The 20,900-nt window shown below is 70.8% G+C and carries 18 protein-coding genes, 1 tRNA gene and 1 riboswitch; of the genes, 12 read left to right on the top strand and 7 right to left on the bottom strand.

All coding sequences use genetic code 11. The features are described 5' to 3' along the window. Positions 1-84: 84 nt before the first annotated feature. Positions 85-1,290: a globin domain-containing protein gene (locus ACZ3IJ_RS18025; protein ID WP_467469252.1), complete on the bottom strand. Its 1,206-nt coding sequence runs from the start codon at positions 1,288-1,290 to the stop codon at positions 85-87. 207 nt (positions 1,291-1,497) lie between these two features. Here ACZ3IJ_RS18025 and ACZ3IJ_RS18020 point away from each other — a divergent pair, with 207 nt between their 5' ends. The 9 genes from ACZ3IJ_RS18020 to ACZ3IJ_RS17980 all read left to right on the top strand — a co-directional run bounded on the left by ACZ3IJ_RS18020 (position 1,498) and on the right by ACZ3IJ_RS17980 (position 12,013). Beyond that, entirely contained in the window at positions 1,498-2,775 is a 1,278-nt protein-coding gene (locus ACZ3IJ_RS18020; RefSeq protein ID WP_467469250.1) for a cytochrome P450 family protein, read from the top strand. Positions 2,776-2,954: 179 nt separating this feature from the next. Continuing rightward, positions 2,955-3,923 (top strand): LysM peptidoglycan-binding domain-containing protein, encoded by a 969-nt coding sequence (locus tag ACZ3IJ_RS18015; protein ID WP_467469248.1) that lies wholly within the window; start codon positions 2,955-2,957, stop codon positions 3,921-3,923. Positions 3,924-4,182: 259 nt separating this feature from the next. Further along, a riboswitch (cyclic di-AMP (ydaO/yuaA leader) is annotated at positions 4,183-4,358 on the top strand. Between the two features lie 3 nt (positions 4,359-4,361). After that, complete coding sequence (locus tag ACZ3IJ_RS18010; protein WP_467469246.1) at positions 4,362-5,057, top strand: transglycosylase family protein; 696 nt, start codon at positions 4,362-4,364, stop codon at positions 5,055-5,057. 342 nt (positions 5,058-5,399) lie between these two features. Further along, positions 5,400-6,686 (top strand): phosphopyruvate hydratase, encoded by a 1,287-nt coding sequence (gene eno, locus ACZ3IJ_RS18005; RefSeq protein WP_467469244.1) that lies wholly within the window; start codon positions 5,400-5,402, stop codon positions 6,684-6,686. A gap of 98 nt (positions 6,687-6,784) precedes the next feature. Beyond that, on the top strand, positions 6,785-7,258 hold the full coding sequence (locus tag ACZ3IJ_RS18000; RefSeq protein WP_467469242.1) for an FtsB family cell division protein: 474 nt from the start codon (positions 6,785-6,787) through the stop codon (positions 7,256-7,258). A gap of 80 nt (positions 7,259-7,338) precedes the next feature. Continuing rightward, entirely contained in the window at positions 7,339-7,878 is a 540-nt protein-coding gene (locus ACZ3IJ_RS17995) for a DUF501 domain-containing protein (protein WP_391801028.1), read from the top strand. Next, positions 7,875-8,789, top strand: a complete 915-nt coding sequence (locus ACZ3IJ_RS17990; protein ID WP_467469240.1) for a Ppx/GppA phosphatase family protein — start codon at positions 7,875-7,877, stop codon at positions 8,787-8,789. Before ACZ3IJ_RS17995 ends, ACZ3IJ_RS17990 begins: the two co-directional genes overlap by 4 nt. A gap of 369 nt (positions 8,790-9,158) precedes the next feature. Beyond that, positions 9,159-10,538: an NAD(P)/FAD-dependent oxidoreductase gene (locus ACZ3IJ_RS17985; protein ID WP_467469238.1), complete on the top strand. Its 1,380-nt coding sequence runs from the start codon at positions 9,159-9,161 to the stop codon at positions 10,536-10,538. 176 nt (positions 10,539-10,714) lie between these two features. Further along, positions 10,715-12,013, top strand: a complete 1,299-nt coding sequence (locus ACZ3IJ_RS17980; RefSeq protein ID WP_467469236.1) for a class I SAM-dependent methyltransferase — start codon at positions 10,715-10,717, stop codon at positions 12,011-12,013. 85 nt (positions 12,014-12,098) lie between these two features. Here ACZ3IJ_RS17980 and ACZ3IJ_RS17975 read toward each other — a convergent pair whose 3' ends face one another. Together ACZ3IJ_RS17975 and ACZ3IJ_RS17970 are read right to left on the bottom strand one after the other, a co-directional pair. Next, positions 12,099-14,630, bottom strand: a complete 2,532-nt coding sequence (locus ACZ3IJ_RS17975; protein ID WP_467469234.1) for an ABC transporter permease — start codon at positions 14,628-14,630, stop codon at positions 12,099-12,101. A gap of 83 nt (positions 14,631-14,713) precedes the next feature. Then, complete coding sequence (locus ACZ3IJ_RS17970; protein WP_467469232.1) at positions 14,714-15,484, bottom strand: ABC transporter ATP-binding protein; 771 nt, start codon at positions 15,482-15,484, stop codon at positions 14,714-14,716. A 388-nt stretch (positions 15,485-15,872) separates the two neighbouring features. Between ACZ3IJ_RS17970 and ACZ3IJ_RS17965 the strand changes: the two genes are divergently transcribed. Together ACZ3IJ_RS17965 and ACZ3IJ_RS17960 are read left to right on the top strand one after the other, a co-directional pair. Beyond that, positions 15,873-15,954, top strand: a tRNA-Leu gene (locus ACZ3IJ_RS17965). A 131-nt stretch (positions 15,955-16,085) separates the two neighbouring features. Then, the gene (locus ACZ3IJ_RS17960; RefSeq protein WP_467469229.1) at positions 16,086-16,973 is read left to right on the top strand and encodes a Bax inhibitor-1/YccA family protein; all 888 of its coding nucleotides are present in this window, start codon (positions 16,086-16,088) and stop codon (positions 16,971-16,973) included. Positions 16,974-17,103: 130 nt separating this feature from the next. Here the strand turns inward: ACZ3IJ_RS17960 and ACZ3IJ_RS17955 are convergent, their stop codons facing one another. Together ACZ3IJ_RS17955 and ACZ3IJ_RS17950 are read right to left on the bottom strand one after the other, a co-directional pair. Next, entirely contained in the window at positions 17,104-17,667 is a 564-nt protein-coding gene (locus ACZ3IJ_RS17955; protein ID WP_467469227.1) for a TetR/AcrR family transcriptional regulator, read from the bottom strand. 137 nt (positions 17,668-17,804) lie between these two features. After that, positions 17,805-18,035, bottom strand: a complete 231-nt coding sequence (locus ACZ3IJ_RS17950) for a DUF4287 domain-containing protein (protein WP_352188531.1) — start codon at positions 18,033-18,035, stop codon at positions 17,805-17,807. 100 nt (positions 18,036-18,135) lie between these two features. Here ACZ3IJ_RS17950 and ACZ3IJ_RS17945 point away from each other — a divergent pair, with 100 nt between their 5' ends. Further along, a complete protein-coding gene (locus tag ACZ3IJ_RS17945) occupies positions 18,136-18,477 on the top strand; it encodes a hypothetical protein (RefSeq protein ID WP_391801034.1) in 342 nt (113 codons plus the stop codon). A gap of 35 nt (positions 18,478-18,512) precedes the next feature. On the opposite strand, the gene ACZ3IJ_RS17940 is transcribed toward ACZ3IJ_RS17945, so the two are convergent. Both ACZ3IJ_RS17940 and ACZ3IJ_RS17935 read right to left on the bottom strand, forming a co-directional pair. Beyond that, positions 18,513-19,367, bottom strand: coding sequence for a hypothetical protein (locus tag ACZ3IJ_RS17940; protein WP_391801035.1), 855 nt, complete (start codon positions 19,365-19,367; stop codon positions 18,513-18,515). 279 nt (positions 19,368-19,646) lie between these two features. After that, positions 19,647-20,867 carry an acetyl-CoA C-acetyltransferase gene (locus ACZ3IJ_RS17935; RefSeq protein ID WP_467469224.1) on the bottom strand — a complete coding sequence of 407 codons (1,221 nt, stop codon included), beginning with the start codon at positions 20,865-20,867 and terminating at the stop codon, positions 19,647-19,649. Between the last annotated feature and the right edge of the window lie 33 nt (positions 20,868-20,900).

Raw genomic sequence — 20,900 nt, 5'->3', positions numbered from 1 at the left:
CGACTGGCCTGGCGACCTGACGGGCTCGGCGGCCCTGCCGGCCAGGACGGCCCCCGCGGGCCACCGCGGCCCCGCCGCCCCGGATCAGGGGTGGTGCGGCGCCCGGGCCGCCGGGTCGTGCCAGGAGACTTCCGGCGGGTCGATGAACCACTGCGCCGGGCCGGCCGGGCGGCCGCGCGAGCCGCCCGGCGCCGGCAGACGGTCGTGGTGGACGCGGGCGGCACCCAGGTGGTCCAGGACCGGGAGCACCTCGGCGAGGAAGCCGGGCGGGCCCGCCAGATACACGTCGTGGGCACGCCAGTTGCCGCAGGTGTACAGCGCGTGGAGCAGGCGCTCGGTCGCCTGGTCGCGGGGGTGGCGGGGCGCGGAGGTGATGTACGTGACGCGCAGCCCGGGTATCCGCTCCCTCAGGCGCTCGGCGTCCTCCCTGCCGTACAGGTACTCCTTCGCGCGCGCGACGAGGAAGAGCCGGGCCTCGACTTCCTCCGCCGCCTGGGCCACCTCTTCGAGGAGCGCCTTGACGGGCGCCCAGCCGGTGCCGGCGGCGATGTAGCTGCGCGGCCCGCCCGGCGCGGTCCTCGAGGTCAGCGCGCCGCCGGGCGCACTCAGCCGCAGCGACTCGCCCTCCCGCGTCTCGTCGACGAGCGCCGTGCTCATGGCACCGCCCGGGATCCGGCTGACGTGCAGCTCGACCGTCCCGTCCGTGCGGACGGCGTTGGCCAGGGAGTACGTCCGCCACACCCGGGGGACCCGGAGCGAGCTGACTCCGACGTACTGCCCGGGCAGATGGGCGAAGGGCCTGCGCGGCTTGAGGGTCAGGACCGCCAGGTCCCCGCCGAGCCGCTCGTGGCGGACGACGACCGCGTCCCACCAGGCCGGCTGCCCTTCCGCGTCGGCCTCGCCGGCGCCCCGCATCATGTGCTCGGCGACGTACCCGTACGCCTCGGTCCACGCCTTCTCGGCCTCGATGGTCCAGGCGGCCCCGGCGGCGTGCGCGAACGCGGCGCCGAGGCTCGACCCGACGGCGGCGTAGAGCGCGGGCGTGGCCATGAACTTGCGGTGGTCGCGCCCCAGATGGGCGAGGTACGCCGGCAGTCCGGGGTCCTCCAGGCGGGTCACGACATGGGTGAGCGCGGCGAAGAGCCGGTCGTGCTGGGCCCGCATGTCCTCGGGGAAGAGTTCACGGACGCCCGGGTTGTGCCAGAACAGATGGGAGTAGAAGAAGGCGACGGCGTGTGCGGCCCGCCTCTCGACGACGGCGAACAGGTTTCTGAGTAACTGGGCGTCCACGCGGAAGAATCTAGGCCACGCGTCTTCACAGGACGATCACATCTCGCGGATCGCGGATCGCGGATCGCGAGCCGGAGGCCGGGCGGACGGCGACGGTCGCGGGCCCGGAGGTCGGTGCGGCGGTGAGGGCGGCGGCCCCGGGGCAGGGGCGGCGGTGACGGTCGCGGGCCCGAGGCCGGCGCGGCGGTGACCTTGTACCGTCTCAGGGTGAGCACGACCCCCGCCGACCAGCCCGCCGAGCCCCCGGCCCGGCCCCCCGCTCCCGAGCTCTTCACCTGGGAGTTCGCGACCGACCCGTACCCCGCCTACGCCTGGCTGCGCGAGCACGCGCCCGTGCACCGGGCGAAGCTGCCCAGCGGGGTCGAGGCCTGGCTCGTGACCCGTTACGCCGACGCCCGGCAGGCCCTCGCCGACCAGCGGCTTTCGAAGAACCCCGCGCACCATGACGAGCCCGCGCACGCCAAGGGGAAGACGGGGATCCCGGGGGAGCGCAAGGCCGAGCTGATGACACATCTGCTCAACATCGACCCACCCGACCACACCCGGCTGCGCCGGCTGGTCTCCAAGGCGTTCACCCCGCGCCGGGTCGCCGAGTTCGCCCCCCGGGTCCAGGAGCTCACGGACCGGCTGATCGACTCCTTCGTGGCGAACGGCGAGGCCGACCTCATCCACGAGTTCGCCTTCCCGCTGCCCATCTACGCGATCTGCGACCTGCTCGGCGTGCCGCCCGAGGACCAGGACGACTTCCGGGACTGGGCCGGGATGATGATCCGCCACGGCGGAGGGCCGCGCGGCGGGGTGGCGCGGTCGGTCAAGAAGATGCGCGGCTATCTGGCGGAGCTGATCCACCGCAAGCGGCTCGACCCCGGCGACGACCTGATCTCCGGGCTCATCAAGGCGTCCGACCACGGCGAGCACCTCACCGAGAACGAGGCCGCCGCGATGGCCTTCATCCTGCTCTTCGCCGGCTTCGAGACGACGGTCAACCTGGTCGGCAACGGGGTCTACGCCCTGCTGCGCAATCCCGACCAGCGCCGGCGCCTCCAGGCCTCGCTCGCGGCGGGGGAGCGGGGGCTCCTGGAGACCGGTGTCGAGGAGCTGCTGCGCTACGACGGGCCGGTGGAGCTGGCGACCTGGCGGTACGCCGTGGAGCCGCTGACGATCGGGGGGCAGGAGATCCCGGCGGGCGACCCGGTCCTCGTCGTGCTCGCCGCCGCCGACCGCGACCCGGCGCGCTTCGACGAGCCGGACACGCTCGACCTCTCCCGGCGCGACAACCAGCACCTCGGCTACGGGCACGGCATCCACTACTGCATCGGCGCCCCGCTCGCCCGGCTCGAAGGGCAGATCGCGCTCGCGACGCTGCTGACTCGCCTGCCAGACCTGCGACTTGCCGTGGATCCGGCCGACCTGCGGTGGCGCGGAGGGCTCATCATGCGTGGATTGCGCACGCTTCCGGTCGAGTTCTCCCCTTTGAGTGGCTGACGGACCGTCAAGATTGTGACTTTCGCGTGATCTCCGCTGCATCGACTTGTTACTGACGTTCGAATGCCGCTACGTTCACCGTCACCTCAGCAGTCACGCGAAAGGCCCTCCCCATGCGCTCCGGGAACGGACGACACCGCAGACCCCGCCAAGCCCCCGCCATCGTTGTCGCCGCAGGCGTGACGGGATCGGCCCTGGCACTTCCCCTCCTCGGCGCGGGCTCGGCGTCCGCCGCCGACGCGGCCACCTGGGACCGGGTGGCCGAGTGCGAGTCGGGCGGCCTGTGGAGTGCCCACTTCGGCAACGGGCTCTACGGGGGTCTGCAGTTCACCCAGGAGAGCTGGGAGCGGCACGGTGGGCTCGCGTACGCGACCAGTGCGGATCTGGCCAGCCGCGCCCAGCAGATCGCGGTGGCGGAGAAGGCGTTCGCCGCGGGCGACACGCAGTGGGCCACCTGCGCCCCGATCGCCGGTCTGACGAAGGACGGCGCGAAGCCGGACGTCGACCCGGGCCCGGCCGTGAAGCCGGCGGAGCCCACGGGTCCCCTTCCCGAGTCGAACCGGACCGCGGGCATGCCGGCCGGTGACGGGGGGACCTCGCCCGACGCCGACGCCTCCGAGGGCGCCACGCCGGGCAACGGGAAGGGCGACGGGAACGGCGACGAGCAGGGTGAGCCGTCCGCCACTCCCGAGACGTCCACCACTCCCACCGCGCCGAGCACGTCGGCGACGCCGGGTACCGGGAAGCACCGCGGTGACGCAGCTCCGGAGGAATCGGTCATACCGGGCAAGGATGGCGAAAAGGGCCGCCATGCCTTGCCGACTGACACCCCGACAGTCGAGGGGGAGGCCGGCGCGGACGAGGTCAAGCAGGGCGGTAAGGGCAACAAGGACTCTTCGGACAGTTCGGGCAACACTGCTGCCCAGGACATATCCGACGCAATGGGCGAATACACCGTCAAGTCGGGCGACAGTCTCTCCGAGATCGCCCAGCAGAACGAGCTCCCGGGCGGCTGGGGCGCCCTCTACGACGCCAACCGTTCGACGGTGGGTGCCGATCCGAACCTGATCCTCCCTGGCCAGAGCCTCGACCTCGGCCTCGGCTCGACCGCCGGGCAGGCTGCCGACCAGGGTGCTGAACAGGGGTAGTTCGGGATTGTATGTCCGGTTCTGCGCCAGTGAGACATGGGTCTCTTTGTCTCAACTGGCGCGTCCCGTCCGCAAACTCGGCTTCCGTCACCTCTCACCTGCGTAAACACCCTTCGTCCCCTGGCAGGTAGGGGTGAAATGTCCGACCTGGACGTCTTTGAACTTCACCCAGGTCTGTGTCTACGGTCAGGACCGCTCGCCACCGCGGGCCCCGTCGACCGAAACGCCGAATCCTGCCGTCGGCCGATGGGAACAGTCGTCGCGTCAAGCGCCGTAGGCAGGAGCGGGGGACCCAAGGTAAGTGCCGTCCCCGGCCGTTGAGACAGACGGCCGACGGACCGGCTTGGGGTGAAGCCGCGCGCAAGGTCGCGCGGCCGGGCAACTCACATGGCCCGAACCCGACAGCTCACCTCGCAGGCGTCGGTGAGGAGAAGTTCCATGCTGTTTTCCGCCAAGGGCAAACACCGTCGTGCCTCCAAGGCCACCCGCGCCGTCGCTCTCGCCGGCATCGCCGGTGTCGCCGTCGCAGCCCCGCTGATGGCCACCGGGTCCGCCTCGGCCGCCACGGCCTCCGAGTGGGACAAGGTCGCCCAGTGCGAGTCCGGTGGCAACTGGTCCATCAACACCGGCAACGGCTACTACGGCGGCCTGCAGTTCTCGTCCTCCACCTGGGCCGCGTACGGCGGCACCGCCTACGCCGCGACCGCCGACCAGGCCTCGAAGTCGCAGCAGATCACCATCGCCGAGAAGGTCCTGGCCGGTCAGGGCAAGGGTGCCTGGCCGAGCTGCGGCGTCGGCCTCTCCAGCGCCGCCTACACCGGTGGCGCCGCCGAGAGCACGCCGGCCGAGCCGGCCGCCCCGAAGCAGGAGCGTCAGGCCGAGCAGCCGACGACCCGCAGCGAGACCCGGACCGCCCCGAAGAAGGCCGAGTCCAAGAAGACCGTCACCACCCCGACCGGCAAGAAGGTCAAGAAGGGCGACGGCGAGTACAAGGTCGTCGGCGGCGACACCCTGAGCACCATCGCCGCCGCCCACGACGTCAAGGGCGGCTGGGCGAAGCTCTTCGAGCTCAACAAGGACGTCGTCGAGGACGCCGACCTGATCTACCCGGGTCAGCAGCTTCACCTGAAGTGAGCCCCGCGGCTCGCGTGAGTCCGGCGGCTCACGCGGGTCCGACGACCCTCCCGCGGTGACCACCCCGGTCCGGAGCGCTTTTCCCCCGTGCGCTCCGGGCCGGGGTTCCGCGTTCCCTGGAGTCCGGAGCGGAACCCGGAGCGGGTCGAAACGCGGCTCCGCAGAGTTACCGCCGAGTAGTTCTGGGGGCTTTGGCCGGAGATGCGTACCCTCGGGTCCTTTTTCGTCCCAGGGGGCGGGCGCCCGGCGGGCGGGAGCCCCGGAGCCGGTTAGGCTCTTGTCGCAAGGCCAAAGCGACCCTGCACCGCAAGCGTCACATCTAGCGTCACATCCCAGAAGGAGATGCTCGTGCCGTCCATCGACGTCGTCGTAGCCCGGGAAATCCTGGACTCCCGAGGCAACCCCACGGTCGAGGTCGAGGTCGGCCTCGACGACGGCAGCACCGGCCGTGCTGCCGTTCCGTCCGGTGCCTCCACCGGTGCGTTCGAGGCCATTGAGCTCCGTGACGGAGACAAGAACCGCTACCAGGGCAAGGGCGTCGAGAAGGCCGTCCTCGCCGTGATCGAGCAGATCGGCCCGGAGCTCGTCGGCTACGACGCCACCGAGCAGCGCCTCATCGACCAGGCCATGTTCGACCTGGACGCCACGGACAACAAGGCCTCCCTCGGCGCCAACGCCATCCTCGGCGTCTCCCTCGCCGTCGCGCACGCCGCGTCCGAGGCCTCCGACCTTCCGCTCTTCCGCTACCTCGGCGGCCCGAACGCGCACCTGCTGCCCGTTCCGATGATGAACATCCTGAACGGCGGCTCGCACGCCGACTCCAACGTGGACATCCAGGAGTTCATGATCGCGCCGATCGGCGCGGAGTCCTTCTCCGAGGCCCTGCGCTGGGGCACCGAGGTCTACCACACCCTCAAGTCCGTCCTGAAGACCAAGGGCCTGTCCACCGGCCTCGGCGACGAGGGCGGCTTCGCCCCGAACCTGGACTCCAACCGCGAGGCGCTCGACCTCATCCTGGAGGCCATCAAGCAGGCCGGCTACGTCCCGGGCAAGGACATCGCGCTGGCGCTCGACGTCGCCGCGTCCGAGTTCTACAAGGACGGCTCGTACGAGTTCGAGGGCAAGTCCCGCTCGGCCGCCGAGATGACCGAGTACTACGAGGAGCTCGTCTCCGCGTACCCGCTGGTCTCCATCGAGGACCCGCTGTTCGAGGACGACTGGGCCGGCTGGAAGGTCCTCACCGACAAGCTGGGCACCAAGGTCCAGATCGTCGGCGACGACCTCTTCGCCACCAACCCGGAGCGCCTGGCCCGCGGCATCGAGGACGGCGCCGCCAACGCGCTGCTCGTCAAGGTCAACCAGATCGGTTCGCTGACCGAGACCCTGGACGCCGTCGAGCTGGCCCAGCGCAACGGCTTCAAGTGCATGATGTCCCACCGCTCCGGTGAGACCGAGGACGTCACCATCGCCGACCTCGCCGTCGCCACCAACTGCGGCCAGATCAAGACCGGCGCCCCGGCCCGCTCCGAGCGCGTCGCCAAGTACAACCAGCTCCTGCGCATCGAGGAGATCCTCGACGACGCGGCCGTCTACGCCGGTCGCAGCGCCTTCCCGCGCTTCAAGGGCTGATCCCCGAGAACCCTCGGTTACGTCCGTCCCCGCACCCGGTCCCGTACCGTGTGCGGGGACGCACGCGTTACGGGACGACTCAGGGGAGGCGACTGGAGATGGCCGCGAAGGACCGGGACCGGTTCTCGACCGCGACCAGGATCAGGCTGCTGGGCGAGCAGACCGCCGCCCGTGTCTACCGCTCCCAGACCCGCCGTCAGGCCCGCCGCTCCCGGCTCACCGGCCGGGCGGCCTTCCTCGCCCTGGTGGTCTGTTCGCTGGTCGTCGCGCTCGCGTACCCCATGCGCCAGTACGTCTCCCAGCGCGGCGAGATCGCCGAGCAGGAGCGCCAGGCCGACGACGCGGCCGCGCGGGTCGAGAGGCTGCGGGACGAGAAGGCCCGCCTCCAGGACCCCGCGTATGTCCGCCGGCTCGCCCGGGAGCACCTCCACTACGTGATGCCGGGCGAGACCGGCTTCACCGTGAACGACCCCGAGGCCGAGCAGGCCCGGCGCACCGAGCAGGGTGCCGCCGAGCAGCCCTGGTACTCCGACCTCTGGGAAGGCGTCGACCGCGCGGACAGGCGCCGCTAGCGCGGCCCGCCCGGCGGTCCCGGCCCGAAGAACCGACCTTCACCACCGACGACACTCCGACGAGAAGACAAGACGCAACGATGGAAACGCCCCCTCCGCAGACCGCACGCACCGAGCCGACCGAGGCGGACGTCGCCGCGTTTGAACAGCAGCTCGGCCGCCCGCCCCGGGGTCTGCGCGCCATCGCGCACCGCTGCCCCTGCGGCAACCCGGACGTCGTCGAGACCGCGCCGCGGCTCCCGGACGGCACCCCGTTCCCCACGACGTACTACCTGACCTGCCCCCGGGCGGCCTCCGCGATCGGCACGCTGGAGGCCAACGGGGTCATGAAGGAGATGCAGGCCCGGCTCTCCACCGACCCGGAGCTGGCCGCCGCCTACCGGGCCGCGCACGAGGACTACATCGCCCGCCGTGACGCCATCGAGGTCCTGGAGGGCTTCCCGAGCGCCGGGGGCATGCCCGACCGCGTCAAGTGCCTGCACGTCCTCGTCGGCCACTCGCTGGCCGCTGGCCCGGGCGTGAACCCGCTGGGCGACGAGGCGATCGCGATGCTGCCCGAGTGGTGGGCCAAGGGGCCCTGCGTCACGCCGTGCACGGACGAGAAGGAGTCTGCGGAGTGACCCGAGTCGCGGGCATCGACTGCGGTACGAACTCCATCCGCCTCCTGGTCGCCGACGTCCACCCCGAGACGGGTGAGCTGATCGAGCTGGACCGGCGGATGACGATCGTCCGGCTCGGGCAGGGCGTCGACCGGACCGGGCGCCTCGCGCCCGAGGCGCTGGAGCGGACCTTCGCCGCCTGCCGCGAGTACGCCGCCGTCATCAAGGAACTGGGCGCCGAGAAGCTCCGCTTCGTGGCCACCTCCGCCTCTCGTGACGCCGAGAACCGCGACGAGTTCGTCGGCGGTGTCCTGGACATCCTGGGCGTCGAGCCCGAGGTGATCACGGGCGACCAGGAGGCCGAGTTCTCCTTCACCGGCGCGACGGGCGAGCTGCCCGCCTCCGAGCGGTACCTGGTCGTGGACATCGGGGGCGGCTCGACCGAGTTCGTCGTCGGCGACCGGCACGTCGAGGCCGCCCGGTCCGTCGACATCGGCTGCGTACGGCTCACCGAGCGCCATGTGCGCAGCGATCCGGCGGCCCCCGAGGAGATCGACGCCATCCGCGTCGACATCCGGGCCGCGCTCGACCTGGCCGAGGAGACCGTCCCGATCCGCTCGGCCGGGACCCTGGTCGGGCTCGCGGGTTCGGTCACCACGGTCGCCGCGATCGCGCTCGGACTCCAGGAGTACGACTCCGAGCGGATCCACCACTCCCGCATCCCGTACGGGAAGGTCGCGGAGATCGTCGACTCGCTGGTCCGCTCCACGCACGCCGAGCGCGCCGCGATCTCCGTGATGCATCCGGGCCGCGTCGACGTCATCGTCTCCGGGGCGCTCGTCCTGCTGGAGATCATGGAGCGGACCGGGGCCCGTGAGGTCGTCGTCAGCGAGCACGACATCCTCGACGGAATCGCACTGTCCGTGGCATAACGGGCACTCGGCGGGGCGTCCGGAATCGGTCCGCCGAGAAAGTTCGTGAAGTTCTTCACAAGGAAAAGGGCCCTGATGGGGGCCGCAGGGGGCCATTGGGGCCTCCAGCGCCCCTGCCGGGGCTCTTTCGTAGGCGTGGAGCCCGGTTCGCTCGATGTTTCCATCGTGTGAATGCACCCCGTGGTTCTGCGTTAACGGGGGCTCTCCAGACCAGTTCAGTAGGGGTGAACAACGTTCACCCCTGCACCTTGGTTCCTTTGCACGACCATGACCTGGGTCACGTGGGCGGCGGAGTGTAGCAGAGGTACCCCCGGAGCTTGTGAAGGGGCGCACGAGCGACCCCCCTGGGAGGGGTGGATACTCGGATGCATGAGCACCACGGAGCGTCCCAGGATCCTCGTAGTAGGCGGTGGGTACGTAGGCCTGTACGCAGCTCGACGCATCCTCAAGAAGATGCGTTATGCGGAAGCGACCGTCACGGTCGTCGACCCGCGCTCGTACATGACGTACCAGCCCTTCCTCCCCGAAGCCGCCGCAGGCAGCATCTCGCCGCGCCATGTCGTCGTCCCGCTGCGACGCGTCGTGCGCGGAGCCGAGGTGCTCACCGGTCGCGTCACCAGCATCGACCAGGACCGCAAGGTCGCCACGATCGCGCCGCTCGTCGGCGAGGCGTACGACCTTCCGTTCGACTACCTGGTCATCGCGATGGGCGCGGTCTCCCGTACCTTCCCGATCCCCGGCCTGGCCGAGCAGGGCATCGGCATGAAGGGCGTGGAGGAGGCCATCGGCCTCCGCAACCACGTCCTGGAGCAGCTCGACAAGGCCGACTCCACGACCAACGAGGAGGTCCGCCGCAAGGCGCTGACCTTCGTCTTCGTGGGCGGCGGCTTCGCCGGCGCGGAGACCATCGGCGAGGTCGAGGACATGGCCCGCGACGCGGCGAAGTACTACACCAACGTGAAGCGCGAGGACATGCGCTTCATCCTGGTCGACGCCGCCGACAAGATCCTTCCCGAGGTCGGTCCGGAGCTGGGCCGCTGGGGCAAGGAGCACCTCGAGGGCCGCGGTGTCGAGATCTACCTCTCGACGTCCATGGACTCCTGCGTCGACGGCCACGTCGTGCTGAAGAACGGCCTCGAGGTCGACTCCAACACCATCGTGTGGACCGCCGGCGTCAAGCCCAACCCGGCGCTCTCCCGCTTCGGCCTCCCGCTCGGCCCGCGCGGCCACGTGGACGCCCAGCCGACCCTCCAGGTCACCGGCACCGACTACATCTGGACCGCCGGCGACAACGCCCAGGTTCCGGACCTCGCCGCCCGCAAGGCCGGTGTGGAGAACGCCTGGTGCCCGCCGAACGCCCAGCACGCGCTGCGTCAGGCGAAGGTCCTCGGCGACAACGTGGTCTCCGGCATGCGGGGCTTCCCGCAGAAGGAGTACAGCCACTCCAACAAGGGCGCTGTGGCGGGCCTCGGCCTCCACAAGGGCGTCGCCATGATCGTCATGGGCAAGATGAAGATCAAGCTCAAGGGCCGGCTCGCCTGGTACATGCACCGTGGCTACCACGGCATGGCCGTGCCGACCTGGAACCGCAAGATCCGCGTCTTCGCCGACTGGACCCTCGCGATGTTCCTGAAGCGCGAGGTCGTCTCCCTCGGTGCCATGGAGACGCCGCGCGAGGAGTTCTACGAGGCGGCCAAGCCCGCCCCGGCTCCCGCCGCCCCGGCGCAGGAGAAGGCCAAGGCCTCCTGACGCGCTGAGAGCAGGACCCGACGTCACCGAAAGGGCCGTCCGCCATCCGTGGTGCGGACGGCCCTTTCGCGTGTTTTTGCCGAGTCGTTGTGCGGCGGCGGGACTGTAATCGCCTACGGACGGTGTTTACGTGGTCACGAGCATTTCTGGGGCACGACATCACGGAGGTGTGCACCATGGCCGACGCCGCATCGCGGCTGACCACTCTCGCGGAGGACCTGCTGGGGTCCCCGCTCCCGGTGCGTCTGCGAGCCTGGGACGGCAGCGAAGCCGGACCCGCGGACGGCCCCGTCCTGATCGTCCGGGAGCGGCGCGCCCTGCGCCGGCTGCTGTGGAGGCCCGGCGAACTGGGCCTCGCGCGGGCCTGGGTGGCCGGTGAGATCGACGTCGAGGGTGATCTCTACGAGGTCCTGGACCGGCTGGCGGGGCTGTTCTGGGAGCGCGGCGAGGAGACCAGGAGCGCCCTGGCGTCCGTACGCGATCCGAAGCTGCGCACCGCGGCCGCGGCGTTCCTGAAGCTGGCGAGACCCCTGCCACCGCCCGCGCCGCCCGCCGAGGAGGTGCGCCGGCGCACCGGATCGCGCCACAGCAAGCGCCGCGACAAGCAGGCGATCAGTCACCACTACGACGTGGGCAACGACTTCTACGAACTGGTCCTCGGGCCGTCGATGGTCTACTCGTGCGCGTACTGGACCGAGGACGGGACCCTGGAGGACGCCCAGCGCGACAAGCTGGACCTCATCGCCCGCAAGCTGAACCTGAAGGAGGGCGACCGGCTCCTCGACGTCGGCTGTGGCTGGGGCTCGATGGCCATGCACGCGGCCCGCGAGTACGGCGCGCGGGTCGTCGGCATCACCCTCTCCCGCGAGCAGGCGACGTACGCCCGCAAGCGGATCGCCGAGGAGGGCCTGACGGACCGGATCGAGATCCGGGTCCAGGACTACCGGGACGTCAAGGACGGGCCGTACGACGCGATCTCGTCCATCGGCATGGCGGAGCACGTCGGCGAGACGCGCTACCGCGAGTACGCCGACGTACTGCACGCCCTGCTCAAGCCCGGCGGCCGGCTGCTCAACCACCAGATCTCCCGCCGCCCCGAGCCGGACGAGGACGCCTACCGGATCGACCCCTTCATCGACGCGTACGTCTTCCCCGACGGCGAACTCGCCCCGATGGGACGCACGCTGACGACGCTGGAGGACGCCGGCTTCGAGGTGCGTGACGTGGAGGCGATCCGCGAGCACTACGCCCTGACGCTGCGCCGCTGGGTGGCCAATCTGGAGGGCGACTGGGCCCGTGCCGTACGGAGCACCTCGCCGGGCCGGGCGCGGATCTGGCGGCTCTACATGGCGGCCTGCGCGGTCTCCTTCGAGCGCAACCGGATCGGTGTGAACCAGTTCCTCGCCGTGAAGACACCGGAGTCGGGGACCTCGGGCGTCGCGCTGCGGCCGCGCGTGTGGAACGAGCGGGCGTGACCGCTGAGCCGCTGCCCTGGTGAGCCGCCGACACGCGAAGGGCCGGACCCCCTCTCGGGGAGCCCGGCCCTTCGCCGTGCGTGCGCTATTCGGTCTTGATGGCCGTCAGCATGTTGAGCTTCGCGGCGCTGCGGGCCGGCCACAGGGAGGCGAGGACGCCGACCAGTCCGGCCAGGACCAGGAAGACCCCGATCCGGTCCCAGGGCAGCACCAGCGCGTAGCCCGGCAGGCTGCTCTTGAACGTCTCGCCGATCGCCCAGCCGAGGAACGAGCCGAGACCGATGCCGACCACAGCGCCGAAGAGCGAGATGACCACGGCCTCCAGACGGACCATCCGCTTCACCCGGCGCCGGTCGAGACCGATCGCCCGCAGCATGCCGATCTCCTGCTGACGCTCGAAGACGGACATGGCCAGGGTGTTCACGACGCCCAGGACCGCGATGATCAGGGCCATCGCCAGCAGGCCGTACATGATGTTCAGGAGCATGTTGATCTGGCCGCCGAACAGGTCACGGATGTCCTTCTGGTCCATGACGGTGATGGCCGGGTTGTCGCCCATGGCCTTCGCGATCGCCTTCTCGTTGGCCGCGGAGGCGCCGCCGTCCATCGAGACGAAGATCTGCGGGATGTACGACTGCTGCTCGTGGGCGATGACGGTCTTCGCGTCGATCACGACCGGCGAGACGAACTCGCTGTCCTCGAAGATCGCGCCGACCGTCAGCTTCCCCTTCTTCTTGTCGCCGAACTCGACCGGCAGCGTGTCGCCGACCTTCCAGCCCTGCTTGGTCGCGGTCTTCTCCGCGACCGCGATCCGCCCCTCGCCGAGCGAGTTCAGCGAGCCCTTCACGGTGTCGAGCTTGATCAGCTTCTCGATGTCGCCGGGGGTGACACCGGAGGCCGAGACGTCCTTGCCCTTGAGCGTGAACCAGCCGGCCAGCTGCGGCGAGACGGCCGTCGCACCGGGGGTCTTCTCGATGGCGGCGAGCGTGTCGGTGTTCATGCCCTCGCCGGAGGCCATGGAGATCATGTAGTCGGCGCGGATCTGCTCCGTCGTCATCTTGTCCAGCGCCGCGCCGACCGTCGTCCCGAGTACGGACAGGCCGGTGACCAGGGTCAGACCGATGGCGAGCGCGGAGGCGGTGGCGCCGGTACGGCGCGGGTTGCGGACCGCGTTGAGGCCGGCGAGCTTGCCGGAGACCCCGAAGAGGCCGACGAACAGCGGGCGGATCAGGGCGATCACCGGGCGGGAGAGCAGCGGGATCAGCACGATCACACCGACGAGGGTGGTGAAGGCGCCGCCCGCGATGTACATCCGGCCGTCGTCGCCGCCGGTGCCGGCGCCGAGCACGATGAGGACCACACCGAGCGCGGTGAGCGCGGCGCCGATCGAGTTGCGGACCACGAGCGACTTGGTCGTCGCCGCGGCGTGGACGCTGCTCATGGCGGCGACCGGCGGGATCTTCGCGGCGCGGCGGCCGGGCAGCCAGGCGGCGAACATGGTGATCAGGACGCCGACGGCGAGCGCGGCGACGAGCGGGGTGGCGCTGAGGACCAGCGGGCCGCCCGGCACCTTCAGGTCGAAGGCGTTCATGCCCGAGCGCAGTCCGACGGCCATCGCGATGCCGAGGCCGTAGCCGACGACCGAGGCGACCAGGCCGACCAGTCCGGCCTCGACGAGAACGGAGCGGGTGATCTGCTTGCGCGAGGCGCCGACGGCGCGCATCAGCGCGAGTTCCCTGGTGCGCTGGGCGACCAGCATGGTGAAGGTGTTGGCGATCAGGAAGACGCCGACGAAGAGGGCGATGCCGGCGAAGCCGAGCAGCACCTGCTTCAGCGCGCCGAGCCCGGCCTCGATGTCCTTGGCCTGCTGGTCGGCGAGCGCCTGGCCGGTCTGGGCCGTGGCGGCCTTCGGGACGACCTTCAGGACCTCGTCCAGAAGCTTGTCGGCGTCCGTGCCGGGCGTCGCGGCGATGGTGGCGCTGCGGTAGAAGCCCTCCTTCACGAACTGCTTCTGCGCGACGGAGTTGTCGAAGAGGACCAGGCTGCCTCCGGCGCTGACCGCGCCGTCCTCGGTGGTGAAGACACCGGAGAGGGTGTACTCCTTCACCGGGCCGTTGGTGGCCACGCGGACGCGGTCGCCCACCTGGTAGCCGCCCTTGGCCGCGGTGTCCTTGTCGAGCGCGACCTGCCCGTCCTCGACCGGGCCGGCGCCCTCGACGAAGTCGTACGCCCGGTCCTTGCCGTCGGCGCCCGGGGCGAAGTTGGTGCCCTTGTTGGACCAGCCGACGCCGATCAGCTTGCCGTCCTTGTCGGGCACGCCGGCGAAGCCGTCGACCCGTCCGGTGACGGAGTCGACGCCGTCGAGCCTGCCGAGGCGGTCGACGACGCTCTGGGAGAGGCCGGGCTCCTTGGCGGCCTCCGCCGGGTTCGGGTAGTGCTCGACGGCGACGGCCACGTCGTCGTAGCTCTTGGCCGACTGGCTGCGGAAGGCCTGGGAGAGGGTGTCGGTGAAGACCAGGGTGCCGGAGACGAAGGCGACGCCGAGCATGACGGCGAGCACGGTCATCAGCAGCCGGGCCTTGTGCGCGAGCACGTTGCGCAAGGCGGTACGGAACATGTGTGTGTCCTGGGGTGGGAGCCCCCGTGTGGGGGGCGGAACGTCGAAGGGCCGCGGACCGGGGCGTCAGCCCCGGGGGTGCCTCAGCTCGTGCGGCCCTTGGCGTCGAAGGCCTTCATGCGGTCCAGCACGCCGTCCGCCGTCGGGGCGATCATCTCGTCGACGATCCGGCCGTCCGCGAGGAAGATCACCCGGTCCGCGTAGGACGCGGCGACCGGGTCGTGGGTGACCATGACGACCGTCTGGCCCAGTTCCCGTACCGAGTTGCGCAGGAAGCCCAGGACCTCGGCGCCCGAGCGCGAGTCCAGGTTTCCGGTCGGCTCGTCACCGAAGATGATCTCGGGGCGCGAGGCCAGCGCGCGGGCCACGGCGACGCGCTGCTGCTGACCGCCGGAGAGCTGCGTGGGGCGGTGGCTCAGCCGGCCGGACAGGCCGATCATGTCGATGACCTTCTCCACCCACTGCTTGTCGGGCTTGCGGCCCGCGATGTCCATCGGCAGCGTGATGTTCTCCATCGCCGTCAGTGTCGGCAGCAGGTTGAAGGCCTGGAAGATGAAGCCGATCTTGTCCCGGCGCAGCTGCGTGAGCTGCTTGTCCTTGAGGGTGCCGAGCTCGGTCTCGCCGAGGCGCACCGATCCGGAGCTGAAGGAGTCCAGGCCCGCGACGCAGTGCATCAGGGTCGACTTGCCGGAGCCGGAGGGGCCCATGATCGCGGTGAACTCGCCCTGCCGGAAGTCCACGGTGACCCGGTCCAGGGCGACCACCTGGGTCTCGCCCTGTCCGTAGACCTTCGAGAGATCCGTGGCGCGGGCGGCCACCGCGGTGGCGCGGGAGACGGTGGGGGTGGTGGTCACGAGGGACTCCTGTCACTGCGAGGTGTTCGGGAACCACTCCATCGTGTCGAGCGCTGAGGCCCGGGTCGTCCGCCCACATGCCCGTTCCCGGGGGCGACTCGAGTCGGACCGGGAGGGCGGGGTCTCCTCCTGAGGTATGACGGGACCCCTGAGGGGCCGGTACCCCGGGGGAGTGTGCCGCTCCGGGCGTGTCCAGGCGGCGACTTTCCGTCATTCCGGTGGCCGGGCCTTTGCGGCCGGAACCCCTGTCACACTCCGTCAGACCAGGCCCCACCTGCACTGACGCACACTCAGGCGTCAATAAAATAAGACAACATCGGGTCGGCGTTCCGCTGAACGAGCGACGCATCCCGATAGGCTCATGTGCCGACGCGGAGCCGCGCGCCATGCCCGGATGGTGGAATGCAGACACGGCGAGCTTAAACCTCGCTGGCCTTCGGGCCGTACCGGTTCGAGTCCGGTTCCGGGCACAGCTCACCGCCGTCGCCCCCGGCGTCTCCCTAACGATCTCGGAAAGATCCTCCCCGAGCACTAGGGAGTTTCTTTTGCTTCCCGATTACTCTTGACGCAAGGCCGCGCAGTGCGGCCATGGAGGAGTGAGATGAGGAGCAGTAACCCGGTCTTCTCGCGACGGGGGTTCAGCCGCGACAACGGCCACGCCGGCTTCACACCGCCGCCGCAGCCGCAGGCCGGGGGCCCCGCCGTCGGAACCAACCCGTACGCACAGGGCGCGGCGAACCCGTACGCGACCAACCCGTACGCCCAGGACACCCAGCTCGGCGCCCCTGAGCAGGCCCGCGGCAACGTGATGACCATCGACGACGTCGTGAGCCGTACGGCCATGACGCTCGGCACGGTCGTGATCTTCGCCGCGCTGTCGTGGATCGTCATGCCGGTCGACCCGGAGAACCTCGGCAAGTCCTACGGGGTGGCCATCGGCGCCGCCTTGGTGGCCTTCGTCCTGGCGATGGTCCAGTCGTTCAAGCGCAAGCCGTCGCCTGCGCTGATCCTTGCCTACGCGGCGTTCGAGGGCTTCTTCCTCGGCGTCATCTCCGCCGCGGTCTCGACCTACATCTCTCCCGGTGTGGTCGCGCAGGCGGTGCTCGGCACGATGGCGGTCTTCGCCGGTGTGCTGATCGCGTACAAGATGCGCTGGATCCGCGTCACGCGCCGCTTCTACGGCTTCGTGATGGCGGCCGCGATCGGCTTCATCCTGCTGATGGCGGTCAACGCGATCTTCTCGCTCTTCGACGGCGCCGGTGACGGCCTGGGCTTCCGCAGCGGCGGCCTCGGCATCCTCTTCGGCGTCATCGGCATCATCCTCGGTGCCTGCTTCCTCGCCCTGGACTTCAAGCAGGTCGAGGACGGCGTGAACTACGGCGCCCCGCGCGAGGAGTCCTGGCTGGCGGCCTTCGGCCTCACCCTGACCCTGGTGTGGATCTACCTGGAGATGCTGCGTCTGCTGTCGATCCTGCAGGGCGACGACTGACGCACGCGAGGTGCGCACGCAACGGCGCACAGGCGAGTGTGACGAAGGGCCCGTCCGGCTTCCGCCGGGCGGGCCCTTCCGCGTCCGCGAGAGGGCCGAGGGGCCACGGGGCGGTGCTCGGGCGGCGCGGTCAGCCCCGGAGCGCCGCGTCCAGGAGGACCCGGGCCGCGGCCTTCGCCTGCGCCGCCGGGGCGGGCGAGCCGTCGATGCCCGCGACGACCATGGCGCCGTTGGCCAGCAGCGCCAGCTGGTCGGCCAGCTCCCCGGGCGCCCCGAGGGCGGCGGTCTGCTCGGCGAAGTACCCCCGCAGGGCCTGCTTGTGTCCGCGGGCGATGTCGGCGATGTCCGGTGAGATGCCACCCATCTCGCCGAAGGTGTTGATGAAGGCGCAGCCGCGGAAGCCGGGGTCGGCGAACCGCTCGCCGAGGTGGTCGAAGACCGCCAGGACGCGCTCGTACGGGGTGGTGGCGTGGGCGGCTCCGTGGGCGGCGATGGCCTCGCGCGCGGCGCTGTCGCGGCGGTTCAGCACCGCCCACACCAGATGGTCCTTGGACGGGTAGAGCTGGTAGAGGCGCTTGAGCGAGACGCCCGACGCGGAGCGGATGGCGTCCATGCCGACCGCCTGCACCCCGCGCTCGTCGAACAGCTCCTCGGCGGCCTCCAGCAGCCGCGCCTCGGCGGTTTCGGCGTCCATGGTCTGCATGGTCCGATCACCCCTCGCGTGAGAGAACCATCGTTCTCCCACTCTACCGGGGGTGAGGGGCCCGTGCCGGGCCCCTCACCGGACGCCGGTTCGGGCGACGCGGGCGCCGCCGACGAGGGCGGCAGGCGTCAGAGCAGTCGACGGGCCGCCCGTCGAAGGTCGTACTCGTGGATGATCGCCTTCGCGTGGCCGTACGCGAGGTCGTGCTCGCCCCGGAGCCAGCTGACCTTTTCCTCGAAGCGCACGAGGGAGGGGCCTTCCTCGACGGTGCGGAGCCAGTCGGAGATCTCACGACCGGTGCAGTGCGGGATGCGGGCGAGCAGGTTGCGGTGGGTCTCTTCGGAGAATGCGTGGGACATCGGCGCCTCCGGACGCGTGTTGCCGTGTGCTCCTTCCCGACACCGTGCCCGAGCCTCGGCGCGTTGGCAACAGTGCGTGGAGGGCGCGTAGGGTCGCGGAGTGCTCGATACGACTGAACTGACCGCCGCCGTCGAGCGGTTCGCCGACCGGCTCCGGGCCGCCCCGCAGAGCCGCCTCCAGCGTGGCGCGGCCGCCGAAGGGCTCGACCTGGCCCGGCGGTTGGCGCTGTGGGCGCAGCGGATCGAGGAGCCGGAGGCGGTGGGGGACGAGGGCGGCCGGATCATGCCGGACGCGGGCGTCTTCGCCGTCGCCGACCAACTGCTCGTCGCGGGAACGGATCTGGCGGAGGCTCTGCGAACGGCCCCGGCCGGCTCCCGGGAAGGGGAACTGGGCGAGGCCGTGAGGCTGGTGCGGGACGCGGCGGCGCGCTCGGGGCTGTAGGGCGCTGTGGCCCCCCGGTGCGGCCGCCGGGCGGGTCAGAGCGAGGCGATCACGCGGTCGGCGAGGATGTAGACGTTCTCGTCGTCCGCCTCTCCGAAGGAGAAGGTCAGGGCGTACGCGCCCGAGACGCCGGAGCCGCCGAGGAGGACCGGCGTACGCCCGGCGCGCAGGGCCTCGGCGAGGCGCTCCGCGGTCTCGCGGTGGCCGGGGGTCATGCAGAGCGTGGTGCCGTCGGCGAAGACGTACACGTCGAGCGTGCCGAGCGGGCCGGGGCGCACGTCGGTCAGCGCGGTGCCCGTGTCGGCCAGCTCCTCGAGGCGCGACACGGTGCGCTCGTGGTCGGTGACGACCGGCGTCTGCACCGGGACGAAGTCCGGGTGCGAGGGGTGGCGACGGCGGGCCGCGGCGAGCTCGGGGGAGTCCTCCGCGTACTCGGTCAGCTCGGGGAACTCCTCCAGGACGCTGTCGACGCCGGTGCCGTCGAGCGCGGCGGCCTCGGCCTCCATCGCCTCCAGGGCCATGGCCTCCAGGCCCGCGAAGTCCGCCTGGCGCGGCACGTAGAAGGGGCCGCCGTCCTCGGCGGGGCCGCCGAGGCCGCCCAGCAGGGAGGGCGCGTCGGCCGCGTCACGGGCTTCCTGGGCCGCCCAGAAGGCACGCGCCTCGGCGAGCTCGCGCTCGCGCTCCTCGGCGAGTGCCTCGGCGACCGCGGCCCGTATCTCCGCGGCGGGCGTCTCCCTGGCGTGCGGGACGGACACACCGCGCGCGGCGGCGAGTTCGCCACGCAGGGCGACGACCTGCTTACGGAGACCGTGGGCAGCGTGCAGGGCGGCGGCGCCCACGGCCGTGGCGGCGGCCGTGGTCACCAGCAGGGCAAGAGACATGGCGCTCACTGACGTACTCCCGATTCCGAGTCGATCCCCCCGACTTCCTACATCAGCTTGTCCTGGGAGTGCGCCCCCTGTCAGTGCATTACGTCACGAAATGGACAGGTATTTGGGCCGGGTGTTTAGTCCCGAAACTACTGTGACCTGCGGGAACGACTCTCCCCCGGGACATAGGTCACATCCTGGGGGAGATTCGGTCACGGCTGGGACGCGGGGCGGTTGGATCCCGTGTCAGATGGCCATGGGAGCGCTGCCGCGCGCCCCCGTGGCAGGTTCAGCCCGGAACTAGCTCAGCCGCTCGATGACCATGGCCATGCCCTGGCCGCCGCCGACGCACATGGTCTCCAGGCCGAACTGCTTGTCGTGGAACTGCAGGCTGTTGATCAGCGTGCCGGTGATGCGGGCGCCGGTCATGCCGAAGGGGTGGCCGACGGCGATGGCGCCGCCGTTGACGTTCACCTTGTCCAGGTCCAGACCCAGGTCCTGGTAGGACGGGATGACCTGGGCGGCGAAGGCCTCGTTGATCTCGGCCAGGTCGATGTCGTCGATCGTCAGGCCGGCGCGCTTGAGGGCCTGCTTGGAGGCCTCGACCGGGCCGAGGCCCATGATCTCGGGGGAGAGGCCAGAGACGCCGGTGGAGACGATGCGGGCGAGCGGGGTCAGGCCCAGCTCGCGGGCCTTCGTGTCGGACATGATCACGAGCGCGGCGGCGCCGTCGTTGAGCGGGCAGCAGTTGCCGGCGGTGACCAGGCCGTCGGGGCGGAAGACGGGCTTGAGGCCCTGCACGCCCTCCAGCGTGACGCCCGCGCGCGGGCCGTCGTCCGTGGAGACGACCGTGCCGTCCGGGGTCGTGACCGGGGTGATCTCACGCTCCCAGAAGCCGTTCTTGATGGCCTGCTCGGCGAGGTTCTGGGACCGTACGCCGAACTCGTCCATCTCCTGGCGGCTGATGCCCTTCCAACGCGCCAGGTTCTCGGCGGTCTGGCCCATGGCGATGTACGCGTCGGGGACGAGGCCGTCCTCGCGCGGGTCGTGCCAGCTGGAGCCCTCGGAGGCGGCGACGGCGGCGGTGCGGGCCTCGGCGTCGGCGAAGAGGGGGTTGTGCGTGTCGGGCAGGGAGTCCGAGTTGCCCTTCGCGAAGCTGGAGACCATCTCGACACCGGCGGAGATGAAGACGTCGCCCTCGCCCGCCTTGATGGCGTGCAGCGCCATGCGCGAGGTCTGGAGCGAGGAGGAGCAGTAGCGCGTGATCGTGCAGCCGGGGAGGTGGTCCATCCCCATCTGGACGGCGACGATCCGGCCCAGGTTGTTGCCCTGCTCGCCACCGGGGAGGCCGCAGCCGAGCATCAGGTCGTCGATGTCGCGCGGGTCGAGCTCGGGGACCTTGGCGAGGGCGGCCTGGATGATCGTGGCGGTGAGGTCGTCGGGCCGCAGGTCCTTCAGGGAGCCCTTGAAGGCCCGGCCGATCGGGGAGCGGGCGGTCGAGACGATGACGGCTTCGGGCATCACGGCTCCAGGAGGGTGCGGGGTGGACGGACT

The organism is Streptomyces sp. NPDC013317, assembly GCF_055563155.1.
The sequence above is the reverse complement of the archived record's forward strand: the minus strand, read 5'-3'. Positions and strand labels throughout refer to the sequence as shown.